At 60.9% G+C, this 17,431-nt stretch carries 17 protein-coding genes; 11 read left to right on the top strand and 6 right to left on the bottom strand.

Features of this window, described 5'->3' with window-relative positions; translation table 11 throughout:
* The first annotated feature begins 8 nt into the window (after positions 1-8).
* Both rsmI and K1X12_RS00080 read left to right on the top strand, forming a co-directional pair.
* A complete protein-coding gene (gene rsmI, locus K1X12_RS00085; RefSeq protein WP_220988753.1) occupies positions 9-884 on the top strand; it encodes a 16S rRNA (cytidine(1402)-2'-O)-methyltransferase in 876 nt (291 codons plus the stop codon).
* Positions 874-1,248 (top strand): YraN family protein, encoded by a 375-nt coding sequence (locus K1X12_RS00080; protein ID WP_220985605.1) that lies wholly within the window; start codon positions 874-876, stop codon positions 1,246-1,248. Before rsmI ends, K1X12_RS00080 begins: the two co-directional genes overlap by 11 nt.
* Positions 1,249-1,252: 4 nt before the next feature.
* On the opposite strand, the gene K1X12_RS00075 is transcribed toward K1X12_RS00080, so the two are convergent.
* Positions 1,253-1,684 carry a c-type cytochrome gene (locus tag K1X12_RS00075; protein WP_220985604.1) on the bottom strand — a complete coding sequence of 144 codons (432 nt, stop codon included), beginning with the start codon at positions 1,682-1,684 and terminating at the stop codon, positions 1,253-1,255.
* Positions 1,685-1,907: 223 nt separating this feature from the next.
* On the opposite strand from K1X12_RS00075, the gene K1X12_RS00070 reads away from it, so the two are divergent.
* On the top strand, positions 1,908-3,890 hold the full coding sequence (locus K1X12_RS00070; protein ID WP_220985603.1) for a transglycosylase domain-containing protein: 1,983 nt from the start codon (positions 1,908-1,910) through the stop codon (positions 3,888-3,890).
* Between the two features lie 77 nt (positions 3,891-3,967).
* Here K1X12_RS00070 and K1X12_RS00065 read toward each other — a convergent pair whose 3' ends face one another.
* A complete protein-coding gene (locus K1X12_RS00065; RefSeq protein WP_220985602.1) occupies positions 3,968-5,047 on the bottom strand; it encodes a GGDEF domain-containing protein in 1,080 nt (359 codons plus the stop codon).
* Between the two features lie 241 nt (positions 5,048-5,288).
* On the opposite strand from K1X12_RS00065, the gene K1X12_RS00060 reads away from it, so the two are divergent.
* Positions 5,289-5,702, top strand: a complete 414-nt coding sequence (locus tag K1X12_RS00060) for a hypothetical protein (RefSeq protein WP_220985601.1) — start codon at positions 5,289-5,291, stop codon at positions 5,700-5,702.
* Here K1X12_RS00060 and rsmD read toward each other — a convergent pair whose 3' ends face one another.
* Complete coding sequence (gene rsmD / locus K1X12_RS00055) at positions 5,703-6,263, bottom strand: 16S rRNA (guanine(966)-N(2))-methyltransferase RsmD (protein ID WP_220985600.1); 561 nt, start codon at positions 6,261-6,263, stop codon at positions 5,703-5,705.
* 144 nt (positions 6,264-6,407) lie between these two features.
* On the opposite strand from rsmD, the gene K1X12_RS00050 reads away from it, so the two are divergent.
* From K1X12_RS00050 to K1X12_RS00040, 3 genes are all read left to right on the top strand, one after another.
* Positions 6,408-7,073: a crotonase/enoyl-CoA hydratase family protein gene (locus K1X12_RS00050; protein WP_220985599.1), complete on the top strand. Its 666-nt coding sequence runs from the start codon at positions 6,408-6,410 to the stop codon at positions 7,071-7,073.
* A gap of 277 nt (positions 7,074-7,350) precedes the next feature.
* The gene (locus K1X12_RS00045; protein WP_225907808.1) at positions 7,351-7,812 is read left to right on the top strand and encodes a nucleoside deaminase; all 462 of its coding nucleotides are present in this window, start codon (positions 7,351-7,353) and stop codon (positions 7,810-7,812) included.
* A gap of 58 nt (positions 7,813-7,870) precedes the next feature.
* Complete coding sequence (locus tag K1X12_RS00040) at positions 7,871-9,610, top strand: cation:proton antiporter domain-containing protein (protein WP_220985598.1); 1,740 nt, start codon at positions 7,871-7,873, stop codon at positions 9,608-9,610.
* Here K1X12_RS00040 and K1X12_RS00035 read toward each other — a convergent pair.
* Positions 9,607-10,503, bottom strand: coding sequence for a LysR family transcriptional regulator (locus K1X12_RS00035; protein WP_220985597.1), 897 nt, complete (start codon positions 10,501-10,503; stop codon positions 9,607-9,609). The two genes, K1X12_RS00040 and K1X12_RS00035, sit on opposite strands and share 4 nt — an antisense overlap.
* Before the next feature lie 171 nt (positions 10,504-10,674).
* Positions 10,675-11,421, bottom strand: coding sequence for a sulfite exporter TauE/SafE family protein (locus tag K1X12_RS00030; RefSeq protein WP_220985596.1), 747 nt, complete (start codon positions 11,419-11,421; stop codon positions 10,675-10,677).
* Between the two features lie 130 nt (positions 11,422-11,551).
* On the opposite strand from K1X12_RS00030, the gene K1X12_RS00025 reads away from it, so the two are divergent.
* From K1X12_RS00025 to K1X12_RS00010, 4 genes are all read left to right on the top strand, one after another.
* Positions 11,552-12,853 carry an acyl-CoA dehydrogenase family protein gene (locus K1X12_RS00025; protein WP_220985595.1) on the top strand — a complete coding sequence of 434 codons (1,302 nt, stop codon included), beginning with the start codon at positions 11,552-11,554 and terminating at the stop codon, positions 12,851-12,853.
* A 69-nt stretch (positions 12,854-12,922) separates the two neighbouring features.
* On the top strand, positions 12,923-13,639 hold the full coding sequence (locus K1X12_RS00020; protein WP_220985594.1) for a hypothetical protein: 717 nt from the start codon (positions 12,923-12,925) through the stop codon (positions 13,637-13,639).
* Positions 13,640-13,680: 41 nt separating this feature from the next.
* Positions 13,681-14,976 carry an MATE family efflux transporter gene (locus K1X12_RS00015; protein ID WP_220985593.1) on the top strand — a complete coding sequence of 432 codons (1,296 nt, stop codon included), beginning with the start codon at positions 13,681-13,683 and terminating at the stop codon, positions 14,974-14,976.
* 76 nt (positions 14,977-15,052) lie between these two features.
* The gene (locus tag K1X12_RS00010; RefSeq protein WP_220985592.1) at positions 15,053-16,342 is read left to right on the top strand and encodes an acyl-CoA dehydrogenase family protein; all 1,290 of its coding nucleotides are present in this window, start codon (positions 15,053-15,055) and stop codon (positions 16,340-16,342) included.
* A 1-nt stretch (position 16,343) separates the two neighbouring features.
* Here K1X12_RS00010 and ttcA read toward each other — a convergent pair whose 3' ends face one another.
* Complete coding sequence (gene ttcA, locus K1X12_RS00005) at positions 16,344-17,231, bottom strand: tRNA 2-thiocytidine(32) synthetase TtcA (RefSeq protein WP_220988751.1); 888 nt, start codon at positions 17,229-17,231, stop codon at positions 16,344-16,346.
* Between the last annotated feature and the right edge of the window lie 200 nt (positions 17,232-17,431).

Below are 17,431 nucleotides of genomic sequence, written 5' to 3'. Positions count from 1 at the left end.
GCGACTCTATGGGCGCCCGCGCAGCCGGGCAACAGCCCGTTGCCGTTCAGCCAGGCCTGTATGTTGTTTCTACTCCGATCGGCAACCTTCGCGACATCACCCTGCGTGCGCTCGATATTCTCGGCGCGGCAGACGAGGTGCTGGCGGAGGACACCCGCGTGGCGGCCAAGCTTATGTCCGCCTACGGGATTAAAGCCCGCCTCAGCCCTTACCATGACCATAATGGGGCCGAACGGAGACCGCAGATCCTTTCCCGTCTTGCCGAAGGTGGGCGAATTGCGCTCATTTCAGACGCCGGCACACCGCTGGTGTCCGATCCTGGCTGGAAGCTGGTGCACGACGCGTTGGAGCAGGGGCTGAAGGTTTACCCGGTGCCCGGCGCATCTGCTTTGCTGGCGGGACTGGTTGCGTCGGGACTGCCCAGTGACCGGTTCATGTTTGCAGGGTTCCTGCCCCCGAAATCGGGCGCACGAAAAGCGGCGCTTGAGGCGCTGAAGCACGTGCCCGCGACGCTCGTATTCTATGAAAGCGGCCCGCGTTTGGCAGAAAGCCTTGCAGATCTTGCGAGCGTTCTGGGCGGTAGCCGCGACGGCGCCGTTGCGCGCGAGCTGACAAAGATGTTCGAAGAAACCCGGCGGGGGACACTCACTGCGCTCGCCGAACATTATGAACAGGCAGGCCCGCCCAGGGGTGAGATTGTCATTCTGGCCGGGCCGCCGGAGGAGAAAGTCGCAACTGCGGCGGATCTCGATACAGCGCTGCGCGATGCGCTGGCCTCAATGCCAACCAAGGAAGCGGCAACCAGTGTCGCCGAGGCGCTGGGGTTGCCACGGCGGGAAGTTTACCAGCGCGCGCTCCAGCTGAAGTCGGAAAATGCCGGCTGACGGTAGGCGCCGCGCAGCCGAGGCGCGCGGGCGCCAGGCTGAACGCCGCGCCGCGCTATGGCTGCGCCTCAAAGGCTACTCGATACTGGCGTCACGGGTGAAGCTCCCCGTGGGTGAGATAGACCTTATCGCCCGCAAGGGGCGTCTGATCGCGTTCGTCGAGGTGAAAGCCCGCAGCCGACAGGAAGTTGCGCTGGCATCCGTCAGCGTCCAGTCGTGGCACCGGATTGCGCGCGCAGCTGAAGCCTGGATGGGACAGCGGCCCAAGTTCTCTGATTTCGGCTGGCGCTATGACCTGATCGTGCTTGCGCCAGGAAAATTACCGGGCCACCTGAAGGATGCCTGGCGGCCAGGGCTCGCCTGAAGCCTTATTCGGATGCGGGTGGGGTTTCCTGAATGGACACAAGATAGGCCAGCAGCACATCCATGCCCAAGTCGCCGAACACGAAGTCGGGCATGTCTTCATGGCCGACATGAATGCCGGCGCGGAAGTCTTCTGCCAGGCTTTCGGGTGAATAGAGCGACAGCACATAGCGCAGAGGCGGCGCATCGGTGCGCAGTGGCGGATCCTGATCGAGGCCGTGGCAGATTGCGCAATGTGTTTCGGCGATCACCCGGCCATCCGCGATAGAGTCCGCATCCGTCGGGATGCCAAGCGCTTCAACGTCAAATGCCGGGCCATCGGGCTCAGCGGGGGCTTCTGCGGGAACGACGGGTTCCGGTGCCTCAGCCTTTTGACCACAGGCGGAAAGTGTCAGCGCGCTGCATGCGGCAAGGATGGGAAACAGGTATTTGCGCATGTTTGGGCCTCCCGGCAGCAGAATCAAAGGGGCTGCGTGTGCATTTTATTGTATCTTCACCCTGCACTCTGACAGCAACAAGGCAAATACTGTAATTGTCCCTATGCCAGCAGATGCCTTCACCCTGCCGTAATCTTCTATCAGTTACGTTTCGGTTTCGAGGCACAAAAGCGTAGCCAGACCGGGCCCAATCGCCATGACGGACAGTCCCAATCCGCCCAGAATGCCCCGTGTTATCCGGGTGCCCGCGCAGGCACTGGAAGTGCGCCAGCTGAGCCCCGTCCGCATCCTGCTGCTGGCAGTTGGCTTCATCCTGCTTTGCGGGGCAGGCTGGGCTTTCTGGAAATGGCAAAGCCTGCACACTGGCATGCCAAAACTGCCGGAACCGGCAGCGCTCTGGCAAGCCCAGCGTGAGCCCGCCATCGAGTTTGTCGATATTGAAGGCAACACGCTCGCCGTGCGGGGCCCGCGCTATGGACGCGCCGTCTCGGTGGCGGAGCTGCCAAAGCATGTGCCGCAGGCGTTTATCGCGGCAGAGGATAAGCGCTTCTACGAACACGACGGCGCTGATGAGGCCGCCATTGCCCGCGCCGCCATTTCCAATGCGGCTGCCGGTGAAACCGTATCGGGCGCCTCGACCATCACTCAGCAGGTTATCAAGAACCTGGTCTTGGATGCGCGCCAGACCATGCAGCGCAAGGCGCAGGAGATCACGCTCGCCCGGCAGCTTGAGAAGAAGATGTCGAAGGACGAGATCCTGTCGCTCTATCTCAACCGGATTTATTTTGGCGCGGGCCTTTATGGCATCGACGCAGCCTCGCGCTTTTATTTTGGAAAACCGCCCGCTGAACTTGAAATTCACGAAGCCGCGCTTCTGGCCGCGCTTCCTAAAGCGCCCTCCAAACTGAACCTGCGCGACAATCTTGAGGGCGCCAAATCGCGCCAGCTCTACGTGCTCAAGGAGATGGAAGGGGAGAAATTCATCTCCAAGGAGCAGGCCGCAGCGGCCCGCGACGCCAAGATTACTATCATTGATGCGCCGAAGTACGATGTGGAGCTAGGCTACGCGCTCGATATTGCTGCTGAACGCCTCAAGGCAATGCTGCCGCAAGTGCCGGGAGATGCCGTCGTTACCCTGACGATCGACCCGAAGATTCAGAAGAGGGTCGAGGCAAAGATCAGCGCCCGCATGGCGAAAGATGGGAAGTCTGTTTCTGCAGGGCAAGCGTCCAGCCTGATCCTCGACCGCAATGGAGCGGTTGTCTCGCTGACGGGCGGCGTCGACTACGCAGCCTCCCCCTTCAATCGCGTGACGCAGGCCAAGCGCCAGCCCGGCTCCAGCTTCAAGCCATTCGTCTACGCGCTCGCGCTCGAGGACGGGTACTCCCCGTATGATGTTTTCAATGATCGCCCGATAACGATCGGCAAATGGCAGCCGACCAATTATAGCAGCGAATATCATGGGCCGATGACGCTGGTCGAAGCTTTCGCAAGGTCGACCAATACGATTGCGGCCGAGCTCGGCGTTGAGGTCAATCCGGAGCGCATCGTCTCACTCGCGAACAAGTTCGGCATCACGAGCGAGATGGAGCCTTATCCTTCCATTGCACTCGGTAGCCAGGTTGTCAGCCTGTGGGAGCTCGTGCGGGCTTATGGCGTGTTCCAGACCGGCGGTTACAGGCTTGATCCCTATATCATCCAGAAGGTCACGGACTCCCGCGGCGCCATGTACTATGAGCACCCAGCTTCAGAGCGGGACAGAGTATACGCTGAAGACCTCGCAGCAGAAATGAATGCTATGCTGATGCGCGCTGTAAATTCCGCTCACGGAACTGGCGCGCGCGCGCGCATCCCCGGTTGGTCCGTTGCCGGAAAGACCGGCACGAGCCAGGAATCCCGAGATGCATGGTTCGTTGGGTTTACGGCAGCGTATGTTGGCGGCGTCTGGGTTGGTAATGATGACGATAGCCCGATGAAGCGGGTTACCGGCGGCGGTTTGCCGGCAGATATCTGGTCTGACATCATGAAGATCGCCCACGAAGGAAAGAAATCAGAGCAATTGTTCGGTGCAGACCGGATGGTTTTGCTTGATCCGGCAGCGGAAGAACGCATCACATTCTACCGCGGCATGGCGCAGGCCTTCGCTGCGGCGTCTGGCTCTTCGCGCACGGCTAGTCGAGGTGGCTCGACCCAGCAGGTAGAATAGGAACCTTCATCGCGGATTTGCTCGCGCGATCAGTTTTCCCGCGTCATCGTTGTCTTTTGTGGGGGGAGGCGATCGCTTCAGCCGATACCTTGTGCTTTGACCGTGTTCCGGCCTTTCGACTTCGCCTCGTACAGGTATGCATCTGCCTTTTGCATCAGGTCACGGGCTGACATTCCAGGCTCCAGGCGTGCAAGGCCGAAGGATGCCGTAACCGGCGGGATTACCTGATTTCCATCCCCAGAAAGATGGGTCATTTTGCTGAACTTGTGCTTCATGGAGACAAGCCGGTTATAGGCTGTCATCAGATCGCATTCGGGCAGGATAAGTGCGAACTCTTCGCCGCCATAGCGGGCGACCGCCTCGGGATGTTCAATATCGCCGGAGAGGACGCCGGCGAACGCCTGCAATACAGCGTCTCCAGATAGATGGCCGTGCGTGTCGTTGAGAGTCTTGAAATGATCGAGGTCTGCCATTGCGACGCAAAGCGGCTGGTGCAGCCGGCCAGCGCGTTCGACGGCTTCATCCAAAGCCCGATCAAAGGCGCGGCGATTCAGAACGCCGGTAAGAGCATCACAAAGCGACTGGTTGCGTACTTCGTTGAGCTGTTGATTCAGTGTGGAGATCATTTCTTGGGACCGGCTGAGTCCCTGACTCAGTTGGTCTGTGATCGCTGCCATGCGCCGATTTTCTTCGATCAGGTTCGTTACGACTGCGCTGAGCTTTTCGGCGGAAAGGGCTTGCGGAATATCCTGCTCGAAGTGCGCAAGCCGATTATTGAAACTGCTGGTTTGTTCCAGGCTCTCGCTGATTACACCGAGCACTTCGTGAATTTCATCACCGATTGCCTGGCCAATATCATGGGTTGCAAACACACCGGTATCTTCAATCAGATAGGCTTGGAACAGCAGGTCGATATCATAACCTGTCAGTGTGTCTTTCGTCAGCAGCAACTCGTCAATCTCAGCGACAAGTTCAGGGTCCGCTTTGGTTGTATATGCAAACCAGACAGCATATGCGTGCGGATACGGAGCTGTTTTGTACTTTTCACTGAGCTGGAAAACGCTGATCGCAGCTTTGCATGCGTCACGAAATTCCTGGCCACCTCTTGCCTCGGGCGAGGGGGCAGCGGTTTTGGCTTCAGCGACGTTCAGGCTCATGACGGTAGTCCGCTCTATCTCTCAAGGTAAGTCTCATAGCCCAAGAGAATTGGAGGACGGTTAATACCGGTTGGATTGTTTGCATCCGCGACAGTGCTTAAACATGCGCAAAGTGTCTCAGTAATGTTCCTTAGCGCCTCTAAATATCCAAATTTCCTCAATTAAAGCATAGGTCAAGCGTGGTGAGGTTGAGTATTAATGGTTTTGCTGCGTGGGTGTGTTTTTCCATTGGGTGTGCCGAATGAAATTATTTGCCTCGTTTATGGTGTGTATGGCCTTTCTCGCGCCGATTGCTGACGCCGAACAGAAGCGGGCGGGGAATGAACCGCTGAGCGTCGAGGAAATGCAGGCGGAGCTCTTTGGCATCCGAATGTCCGGGGTCGTCGTGCAGACCGGTCAGCCCTGGAATGAGTGTGTAGAGCCTGGCGGAAGGACGCTCTACGAGTTTGGCGGTGGGTTTTCCGAAGGTCTCCTTCAGATCACGGAAGATGGCCAAGCTTGCTTCACATATCCGGAAACGGGCACATCCTGCTTTCGTGGACAGAGGGCGCCCAAGGGCTACATGTTTTACGCCGTCGGTGGCGGTGGCACCTTTCACGCAAACAAGATCGAGCGGGGCGTGAAGCGCTGCATTGCCAGCGATCTGATCGGCTAGCTAGGCCTGCTTGAGAAACTGAACACGGGCCGCGCCAAAGTCGCGCGTGTCGATGAGTTCCCAGCCGGGAAACATCAACGTTTCATCTGAGCCAGTTTCGACAATCGCGATGGCATCTTCCGTCAACCATGCTCCGCTTACCAGGCAATCCAGTGCCGGCTGCACTAGGTTCTTGTGGTAGGGCGGGTCAAGGAAGGCGAGCGTAAAGGGGCTGCCAACGCCAGCTGGCTTCTCGCCCAGGTCTGTTGCGGAGCGGCGGTGCAGGCGGGTATTTCCGAACAACCCGAGCGCTTCGATATTGTCGCGGATTGCGCCGCGGGCGCCATGGTCGGTCTCAACAAACAGGCAGAACGCCGCCCCCCGGCTCATTGCTTCCAGGCCCAGCGCACCGGAGCCTGCAAACAGGTCGATCACGCGCGCGCCTTCCAGGTCCGGCGCCCAGTCTGCATGGGCCAGAATATTGAACACGCTTTCCCGCGTCCGGTCGCTGGTTGGCCGCGTGGTCATGCCCTTCGGTGCGGAAAGGCTGCGGCCCTTGTGCTGTCCGGCGATGATGCGCATTGGGCTGGGGATCCTCCACTCTTTGTCCCAGCCTCTAGGGCGCCTCCGGCAGAATGACAACGGTGAGTCGCCTGACCCTGCGCAAGGGCTTGATATCTACTCACGCTAGAGTTTTGTCTGGATGCGCAACCAAGGAGACGCTCTGTGACTGCCACCGTCAAAATCGAGAACGACATTGCCCTCATCACCATGGACGACGGCAAGGCGAACGCCATCAGCCTCACCATGCTCGATGCGCTGAATGCCGCGTTGGACGAGGCGGCTGCGGCAAAGGTCATCGTGCTGGCCGGGCGGGCTGAAAAGTTCTCGGCGGGCTTCGATCTAAAGTTCCTTGCGTCGGCCGAGCCGGAGGATGTCCGGCGGCTCGTCAATGGCGGCGGCAAGCTCGTTTTCCGTCTGTTTACTCTGGATAAGCCTGTGATCGCCGCATGCACCGGCCATGCTATCGCGATGGGCTCGTTCCTCCTGCTGGGCGCGGACACGCGGATCGGCGCGCGGGGGCCCTACAAGATCGGCGCCAATGAAACGGCAATCGGGATGACGCTGCCCGGCTTTGCCGTCGAGATGCCGCGCGACCGGCTGAACCCGATGTACATGACCGAGGCGATGGTGCAGGGCCGGCTATATTCGCCGGATGAGGCAGTGCCCGTAGGTTGGCTCGACAGGGTGGTGGAGTCGGCGGACGTTCTCAGCGCTGCAATGGCAGACGCAGAGCGCCTGCTTCCCGTTGCCAACGCCGCCTATGGCCGGAACAAGATTCTTGCGCGCCGACCGGCCATTGATGCCATCCGACCGACGCTGGTGGATTAGGCGGCGGCGGAAAACACATAAGGTTTTCGTTGAGCCAGGGCCGTAATTGTTACGGTCCTGGCCGGTGTTATTGGAGGCTACCGATGCTGGGAAGTGCGCTGCCCCAGAGAGGCCGCCTTCTGCCGAGAACCGCAGCGTCGAGCCCTTTGTGGCGCTGCGGGTTGAACTCAAGGTGGGCGCGCCGGTCCGATGATTGTCAGCGCAGGCACGTCGCCCGAGCACGCTCGTCGGCGAACTTCCCTTTACTTTCAGGGGTTGTGGCGCAATCTCCCTGTTTATGACTATTGAGATCGAAGCGATGAGCCGCGCCCTTGAACTGGCGCGTGAAGCTGCAGCGGACGGCGAAGTGCCGGTCGGCGCTGTCGTCGTCGATCCCGCGACAGGACAGATCGTTGGGGAGGGGGCGAACCGTCCCGTGGGAACGCATGACCCGAGCGCCCATGCAGAGATCATCGCCCTGCGCGCCGCGGCGGCGAAGCTCGGGAACTATCGCCTCACCGGGCTCGACCTCTATGTCACGCTAGAGCCCTGCGCTATGTGTGCCGGCGCCATCAGCTTCGCGCGGATCAGCCGGTTGGTCTTTGCTGCGCAAGACGTGAAGGGGGGCGCGGTGATGAACGGTGGCCGCTTCTTTGAGCAGCCGACCTGCCATTGGCGTCCTGAATGGCGCCAGGACCCGCTGCACGACGCAGAGGCAGGCGATCTGCTTCGCAGCTTCTTCCGCAACCGGCGGGGCTGACAAGACACCCGCCGAACTGCCATAGTGATCGCCTCACACAACAGGGGAAGGATCGCCTATGGAGCATGGCGCAGCACACGGGCCCGACCCGACACTGATCAAGGATCTTCTGGTCTTTCTGATTGCGGCCGGCGTTCTTGTTCCGGCCATGCGTCTCCTAAAGATGCCGACCATCATCGCATTCATGCTTGCCGGCATCGCGCTGGGGCCTTTTGCGCTCGGCCATTTTGCGCAGGACTATCCGTTTCTGGAATACTTTTCGATCACCGAGCCTGAAGCGGCGATGCCCTTTGCGGAACTGGGCGTGCTGTTCCTGTTGTTCCTGCTGGGCGTTGAGTTTTCATTTGCGCGTCTCTGGGCCCTGCGACGGGTCGTGCTGGGAGCGGGATCTGTGCAGACGATTCTGAGCGCTGTCGCAATTGCGGCAACGGGCGTGTTGCTTGGGCTGGATCTTGCCACGGCCATGATCCTCGGGCTTGCGCTGGCACTGTCATCTACGGCGATCGTCATGCAGGTGCTGGTGGAGGAACGCCGCGCGGCCCTGCCGGCGGGCCGGGCCTCATTTGGCGTTCTGCTCTTCCAGGACATGATGGTCGCGCCCATCCTGATCTTCGTCGGCTTTGTAACCCTTAAGAGCGGCGCCAATCTGGGCGGCGTCCTGTTGGATGCTTTCATCCGGGGGCTGATTGCTGTTGCGGTCATATGGTTCGTTGGAAACTTCCTGCTGGATCGCGTGTTCAGGCTTGCCGCCGCCAGTGGGGGAAGGGACTTCCTGATGGCGCTGACCCTGCTGACGGTGGTCGGTGCCGGTGCCATTACCTACAGCGCCGGTCTTTCGGTAGCGCTCGGGGCATTCTTGGCGGGCCTGCTGGTCGGGGAGACGGAGTTCAAGCACCAGACGGAAGTCGACCTTGAGCCCTTCAAGGGATTGCTGTTGGGGTTGTTCTTCATGACTGTTGGAATGGGACTTAACCTGCCTGCGATCGCCAGCCAGATCGGTTGGATCTTTGCTGCACTCGCCGGGCTGATCGTCGTCAAGGTTGGCATCGCTTATCTTGCCTGCCGTTTGTTTGCGGGCCGGCATCCAGTCTCGATAGAGGCGGCCCTGCTGCTCGCTCCAGCGGGGGAGTTTGCGTTCGTGGTGCTGACGGCGGCCCAGGCTGGGCGTGCGATTACGCCGGATCTTGCCGCGTTCGTCTCGGCGGTTGCCGGGCTTTCGATGTTGCTGACGCCACTTCTAGGCCAGCTTGGCCGCCGGCTTGCTCTGCGCCGGACCGAAGCGCCCGACGCCAATGGAATGGAACTCAAAGAACCGGCGGAATTTGAAAGCCATGTCATTCTTGCCGGGTATGGCCGTGTCGGGCAGGCTGTCGCTCATGTGCTCCGCAGCGAGGGAGTCATGCTTGTTGCGCTCGATCGGGACCCGGCCAAAGTGCATCAGGCTCGGCTCGACGGTCTCTCGGCCTATGTGGGTGACGCTGCGCGGCCGGAAATCCTTGAGCTGACCGGCATCGGCAAAGCGGACCAGTTCATCGTCACCGTGGATGATGCGGTTCGCGCGGAGACGATGGTTCGATGCGCACGCAGCTTGCATGCAGAAATGTTGATCCTCGCGCGTGCGCATGACGGTGAACATGCGGGCCGCTTGGAAGAAGCAGGCGCGGCGCATGTTGTACCAGAAGCGGTAGAGTCCGGCCTTCAGATGGCCGGTATGGCGCTTGAGGCGTTCGGCTATGATACGGAAACCGTGCGCGACAGGCTCGCGCTGGTCCGGGATGAGGAGTACCGCCGGGCTTAGTGAGGCGTCTTCGACAGATTGGTAATGATGCTGCGCAGCCACATCAGCGCCGGGTCCTGAGCGTATTCCCTGTGCCAATAGAGTACCGAGCCGGGAGAAATGAACTCGAACGGCAGTTTCAACACGGCAAGACCGGCTGACGCTGCTACCGGCTGCGGCGCCACCAGCGCCAGCCTCGTGCCGCGAACGACTTCAATGGCAGGCATATAATGGGGCAGGCGGTGAACGGGCGTGATCCGGTAGCCCCTGGATCGCGCCATTTCCTCAATGAGGCAGCGTCCTTCCCGGCGGCTGGAAACGGCAATATGGCGAAGTCCGAAAAACGAATCCAACGTCAGGGGTTTATCCGCTAACGGATGATCCTTGGCCAGCATGCAGGCATAATCGGTAGATGAGAGAAGCGTGCGTTCAAGTTCCGGGCCGCGCAGATCGTGAATGTCGATCGCCAGATCCAGCCGACCGGACGCCAGCTCGCTCGACACAGCTGACCTGTGTATCTGGCTCCAGGCGATGCGGATGCCTGGCGCCTGGGCTTCCAGCTTCTGCGCAAGCGGCGGAGCCAGGATATGCGCGCTCGCATCCCGGCAGGAAATGTTGAACACGCGCGTGGATCGTGACGGTTCGAATACGGAGCGCGGCTCCAGCCCGGTGCGCAGCTTGTCCAATGCCTCACGCACAGCAGGCATCAGCGCTTCAGTCATCGCGGTTGGCTTCACGCCCCGGCCTTCGCGGACGAAGAGCGGGTCTTCGAAATGCGCGCGCAGGCGCGACAGCGCATTGCTGACGGCTGGCTGCGTGATGTGCAGCACCTCGCTCGCTCGCGTCAGGCTGCGTTCGGCATAGATTGCCTCCAGCACCGGCAGGAGGTTGAGATCAAGCGCTCTCAGATTCATGGCAAGGCCCCGGGGAGGAACAGGGTTTTCAGACTATCACTATGGGTGATGAATTTGTTTCACAAAATAAAGTAGCCGAATAGTGTTACCCGGCGTTATGTCGGCTTTGTGATGTGGATGTCTTCGCCTGCTCGCCTCGGCTTCCTGCCTGAAGGCGCTGCCCTTGCTGGCCTAGAGCCAGCCTGCGGCGCGGGACAGCATGAAGACGCCGACAGCGGTGACCAGCAGGCGCATCCAGCGACGAAAGTCGATATCCGTCATCTTCTCCAGCAGTTTACCGCCCAGCGTTGTGCCGAGCATGGAGAGCGGAACCGCAGCGATAAAGAACCAGGCTGGCGGCAGGGAGTTCAGCGTTTCCGCCGACCAAAGGGCCGAGCCCCAGAAGGCAACCTTCACGAGGTGGGCAAAGACCTGAGTGACGGCCTTGGTAGCGACCACGGCGCGGCGGTCCATCACCGTTCGGGCGAAGAAGATATCGAGCAGCGGGCCGGTGACACCGGCCAGCGTGTTCATCATCTGCAGGAGGAAGCCGGCGGTTTCCGCCTGGCCGCGCCGCTGAACGTCAATGTCGATCCAGTTCTTGGGGATCCAGACGGTGAAAGCGGCAACTGCCAGCAACAGGTAGACCGCAGTTGCCTCCGGGCGCCAGGAGACTGCAAACAGCAGCAGGATCGCGGCGACCGAACCCATCGCGTAGCGGCGGAAGATCTTCCAGTCGACATATTTCCGCCAGAGGATTGCCCGGTATCCATTGGAGACCATCTGAACAGCGCCGTGTACGACCATTGCAGTGGCCACTGGCAACAGCGCCGTCAGCGCGGCCATCAGGATCAGTCCGCCGGCCATACCGAAAATGCCGGAAATGAACGAGGTGATCAGGACGGTCACCAGCAGCGCAAAGGCGATAAACGGGCTCATATCTCGCGCCTTATCGCATTTTCCCGCGCGTCACGAGGGGGTGAAAGCGTTTGCGCGCTGGCCCCCATCTCAGTTACCCTGCCTTCAGGGAAATTACAGAACCAAGCCCATCCAGAGAGGAAACAGAGCCATGGCTGACACACAACAAACGCCTGATGCCTATGAAGAGCTGAACGATCTGCGCATGTCAGACGCGGCCCGCCCGCTTTACGAGCATGTGAAGCGCTTCATTGCCGAAACCGTGCAGCCGATGAGCGAGGAGTTCTATCGCCTCGGAGAAGGCAACAAGGACATCTGGTCCTATGCGCCCGGCCAGCTGGAATGCCTGGAGAAAGCCAAGGACGAAGCCAAGAAGCAGGGCCTCTGGAACTTCTTCCTGCCGGACGCTGAAACCGGCGAAGGCCTGTCGAACCTCGACTACGCCTACATTGCCGCCGAACTCGGCAAGAACTCGCTCGCTTCGGAGAGCATGAACTGCTCGGCGCCCGACACCGGCAACATGGAAGTGCTCGAGCGCGTCGGAACGCCGGCCCAGAAGGAACAGTGGTTGAAGCCGCTGCTCGAAGGCAAGATCCGCTCCGCCTTCGCAATGACAGAGCCGGGCATGGCGTCTTCGGATGCAAAGAACGTCTCCATGAGCGCTGTCCTGGAAGGCGATGAGTGGGTGCTCAACGGCGACAAGTATTACATCTCCGGCGCCGGCGACCCGCGCTGCAAGATCATGATCACCATGGTGAAGACCAATGACGGGCCGGATGTGAACCGCCAGCAGTCTCAGATCCTGGTGCCGCTGCCCCATCCGGGCGTGACGATCATGGGGCCGATGCATGTGTTCGGCGATCCCGATGCGCCCCACGGCCACATGCACCTGCGCTTCGAGAATGTCCGTGTTCCGAAGGAAAATATGCTGCTCGGCGAAGGCCGCGGCTTCGAGATTTCGCAGCTGCGCCTTGGCCCCGGCCGTATCCACCACTGCATGCGCTCCATCGGCTCGGCGGAAAAGGCGCTCGACCTGATGTGCATCCGTGGCCTGTCGCGTGAAGCCTTCGGCAAGCAGCTCGCCAAGCTCGGCGGCAATACCGAAGTGATCAGCCGCGCGCGCATCGAGATTGAAGCCATGCGCATGATGGTGCTGAAAGCTGCCAAGGCGATGGATGTTCTGGGCAACAAGGAAGCCCGCGTGTGGATTTCCATGGTCAAGGCCATGGTGCCCGAGCGCGTGTGCAAGATCATTGACGACGCGATCCAGATCCACGGCGCGACCGGCGTGTCGCAATGGACGCCGCTGGCCCGCATGTATGCCAGCCAGCGCACGCTGCGCCTGGCCGACGGCCCGGATGAAGTGCACCACATGGTGGTTGGTCGCCATGAGCTGCGCAAATATGAAGGCGGCGTGGAAGACCCGGCGCTGGCCGCTATCTGGCGGAAGTAAGCTCCCGGCTGGATTGACAGCCTGAAGGAAGAAGCAGACCCTCCCTGTCAGAACAGGGAGGGTTTTTTCATGCATCTGAGGTTTGGATTTGCGGCGGCAGCTCTTGCTGCGATCTTTGCCCTGCCTACGGCTGCTCAGGATATGGAGCGCATTATTGTCACTGCAAACCGTATTGATACGGATGACATGCGCGCGGCGCCGGCTGTTTACAGGCAGATCCCGGCTGACTTTGTCCTTGTTTCGGTTAGCTACCAGAGCGCCACGCGGGACACCGGCGAGCGGCGCAAGGAGCTGGAGACGATGTTCAACCGGTTGAAGGCCAGAGCTGCAAAAACGGACGGCTTCAGCCTCTCCGGCGGCACAGTTGGAGAGTCGACAGCAGATATCGATACGGTTCTGTTCGGAGATGTCTACTCGGCAGATTATTCCGGAACCGGGCGCTTCACTCTCACCCTCAACATCGACACACGGAAGGACGAGTCCTTCGAAGCTCTGATGAAGCGTGCTGAAGCGTTTGTGGATTCTGTCGAGATCACGGGGCGAGCGGAAGCCTACATGGGCGATGAGCAGTTCATCGGCGCCCGAGATGTAGCCAAGCACCGGGCAGACCTGATGACCGACATTGCGACCGAAGTGTCGAACTGGCGTGGAAAGTTTGGTGGCCTGACCGGAACCAAGGTCGTGCTGACGGGGCTGGAGAGCCGGATCGTGACCCAACCCTCTGGTCCTCTGGAGCTGGAGATATTCATTCCTTACACGCTGACGCTGGAAGCAGGCAGCGATTGAGCGTTTCCCGGCCGGGGTAAACCGGCTAAGCCCCGCCGGTCATGACTCCGTCGCAGCTTACACACTCCCGCGCTCTTGCGCTTGCCTGGCCGATCATGCTGGCTCAGGTGGCGACGGCGACAACCGGCATCGTTGACACCGCCGTGATGGGGCGTTTCGGGTCTGCGGTGGATCTGGCGGCGGTTGGCTTGGCTGCCGTGGTGTTCAGCTTCATCTATTGGGGCTTTGGCTTCCTCCGTATGGCGACAACCGGCCTCACGGCGCAAGCGGACGGGGCAAACGACGCAGAAGAGACGAAGGCAATCCTGTTGCGGGCTTTGCTGCTCGGTGGCGGGCTGGGGGCACTCATCCTGCTCAGCTTTCCACTTCTCTCCCGCTTTGCGCTTGGCCTGTTCCATGCCGAAAGCGCCGTGGAAGCTGGCGCGGCGGAGTATTTCTGGGGCCGCATTTGGGGGGCGCCAGCGGCGTTGATGGGATACGCGGTCACCGGCTGGCTGATCGGGACGGGGCGGACACGCGCCCTGCTGGCGGTACAGATTGTGATGAATGCCCTCAATGGCGGCCTAGATTACCTCTTCGTCGCGGCGTTCGACATGGGGCCGGCTGGGATAGGGGCGGGAACTGCGATTGCCGAATGGGTCGCGCTGGGATTTGGCCTGCTTCTTGTTCGGGGCGCATTGCGGCCTGTTGCAAACCTGTTTGACCGGGCAAAGCTGGTCGCCCTCTTCAGCGCAAACCGGGACATCATGATCCGGACGCTGGCGCTGCTCTTTATTTTCGCGTGGTTTGTTGGATCGGGCGCCCGGCAGGGAACGGCCAATCTTGCGGGCAATCAGGTGCTTCTGCAGTTCATTGCTGTTTCGGCATTCGTACTGGATGCATTTGCTTTCGTGGCTGAGAAGGAAGCTGGCGCAGCCTTCGGAGCGCGGGACCGGGCGAGGCTGTTGCGAGCCATGCGTGTGACGAGTGAGATTTCCATTGCCTGCGGACTCGCATTCTCGCTGCTATTCTGGCTAGGCGGCGGGGTGATCATCTCCCGGTTCATTCTTGATCCTGTGGCGCGGGACGCGGCGCTTGCCTATTTGCCCTGGTGCGCAGCTGTTCCTCTGATCGGTGTGGCCGCCTGGCAGCTGGATGGCTTGTTCCTCGGCACGACGCAGGGCGCAGCCGTCCGGAATGCCGGACTTATGGCGATGGCGGCTTACCTGGTGACGGACATTCTGCTGACGCAACACTGGGGCAATACCGGCGTCTGGGCCGCGTTTGTGCTGGGCTATGTCTATAGGGCCGGGTCGCTTGCGATCTACTGGCCCAGATTGATGCGATGGTTCGCCTGAACTCCGCAATCCTCCGTATTCCGCGTCATGCGCCAGAGGCGCAGGATTTCCGCCAGATATAGAGCGGAGAGAGAAGATGCAGTTCGAGTACAGTCCGAAGACGAAGGAATACATTGACCGCGTTACCACCTTTATGGATCAGCACGTCCATCCGGCGGTCGAGGCCTATAAAGCGCATCATGAGAAGGACCGGTGGGGCATCAATCCGGTACTGGAACGCTTGAAGGAGCTGGCGAAAGCCGAAGGCTTGTGGAACCTTTTCCTGCCGCCGAGCGAAGCGCATGACGAAGGCATGTTCCGCGGCGCGGGACTGACCAACGCCGAATACGCGCCGCTTTCAGAGATCATGGGCCGGGTTTCCTTCGGCTCTGAAGTGTTCAACTGCTCGGCGCCCGACACAGGCAATATGGAAGTGCTGCACCGGTATGGTTCGCCCTTCCAGAAGGAGCGCTGGTTGGGCCCGCTTCTGCGCGGGGAAATCCGTTCGGCCTTCCTGATGACCGAGCCGCTGGTGGCGTCTTCGGATGCAACCAATATCGAGACATCGATTATCCGCGAAGGCGATGAGTATGTCATCAATGGCCGCAAATGGTGGTCTTCGGGTGTGGGCGATCCGCGCTGCAAGGTGGCGATTGTGATGGGAAAGACGGACCCGGATGCAGAGCGCCACCGCCAGCAGAGTCAGATCCTTGTGCCGATGGACACGCCCGGCGTGAAGATTGTTCGTATGCTTCCGGTATTCGGATATGACGACAGCCCGCATGGCCATGCTGAAGTGTTGCTGGAGAATGTGCGTGTTCCGGTTGCCAACCTCATCCTCGGGGAAGGGCGCGGCTTCGAGATTGCACAAGGGCGCCTTGGGCCGGGGCGGATCCACCACTGCATGCGCACGATCGGCGCGGCCGAAGTGGCGCTGGAGAAACTGGCGCGGCGCGTGCTGACGCGGGCGGCTTTTGGCAAGGCGCTTTACCAGCAGTCCATCTGGGAACAGAGGATTGGTGAAGCGCGGCTGGACATCGAGATGGCGCGCCTGCTGACACTCAAAGCCGCGTATATGATGGATACGGTTGGCAACAAGGGCGCCGCCAATGAGATTGCCATGATCAAGGTGGCTGCGCCGCGTGTGGCGCTGAAGGTGATCGATGACGCCATCCAGGCCCATGGTGGTGCCGGGGTGACCGATGATTTCGGGCTGGCGGAGCTTTATGCGGGCATTCGCACATTGCGCCTGGCAGACGGGCCGGATGAAGTTCACCTGCGCGCGATTGCCCGCAATGAGCTGAAGAAATACCGCGACGCGCCCGACTATCCGGCCCACCGCCCGGAGACAGGCATTGCCTGGCCGCCGGCGATGGAAAAAGCCTGAGTCAGAACGGGACGTTGGGGTCGTCTTCGCCCTGACCGCCGAGCGTGAGGCCGGCAAAGTCGAAGACGCGGGGATCATGCAGATGGCTCGGGCGCACATTGGCGAGCGCCCGGGCCATGACCTGCCTTGTGCCGGGTTTCTTCTGTTCCCACTCATTCAGCAGGCGGTTCATCGCCACGCGCTGGAGCCCGTCCTGGCTGCCGCAGAGATTGCAGGGGATGATGGGAAATTCCATCGCCTCGGCAAACTTGGCGAGATCGGCCTCTGCCGCCGTAATCAGTGGGCGGAAGACCTGGACATCGCCTTCATCATTGAGCAGCTTGGCCGGCATTGCCGCGAGGCGACCGCCATGGATGAGGTTCATCATGAAGGTGGCGAGCGCGTCATCCCGGTGATGGCCGAGGACGATGGCTTCGCAGCCTTCTTCCCGCGCGACGCGGTAAAGGATGCCCCGGCGCAGGCGCGAGCACATGGAGCAATAGGTGCGGCCCTCGGGCACTTTCTCCGTCACGATGGAGTAGGTGTCTTCGGTGATGATCTTGTGGGGCACACCATTTTTCGTCAGCCAGTCGGGCAGGATGTGTTTGGGAAAGCCGGGCTGGCCCTGGTCGAGATTGCAGGCGATCAGGTCGACCGGCAGGGCGCCCTGCCATTGCAGGTCCATCAGCACGGCAAGCAGGCCGTAGGAATCCTTGCCGCCCGACAGGCAGACCAGCCATTTGGGCCGGGGCTTTTCGCCCGTCTCGATCGCCCGGCGGTCAACAAGGCCATAAGTTTCAATGACTTCGAGCGCGCCGCGCACGAGCCGCTTGCGCAGCTTCTTGAAGCTGACGCTGGAGGGTGTCTCCGCAAACATCGGCAGGACGGGGGAAAGAGAGGTGTCGGCCATGAAAATCGCTGTGCCATGTGGGAGGCGGGGCGGCAAGGGGCGGGCGGTTTCTCGTTCGGTCATCCGTGAAGCCCCCCCTCCGCCCTTCGGGCACCTCCCCCGCGGGCGGGGGAGGATCGGGTTGCACTTCGCTGACGCGGAGCGCGTTTATCCTCCCCCGCGCGTCAGGGGAGGCGTTGAGCGCTGGCGAAACGGGGGGC

Source organism: Hyphomonas sediminis, from assembly GCF_019679475.1.
Taxonomy (GTDB): domain Bacteria; phylum Pseudomonadota; class Alphaproteobacteria; order Caulobacterales; family Hyphomonadaceae; genus Hyphomonas; species Hyphomonas sediminis.
This window is presented reverse-complemented; position numbering and strand designations above follow the sequence as displayed.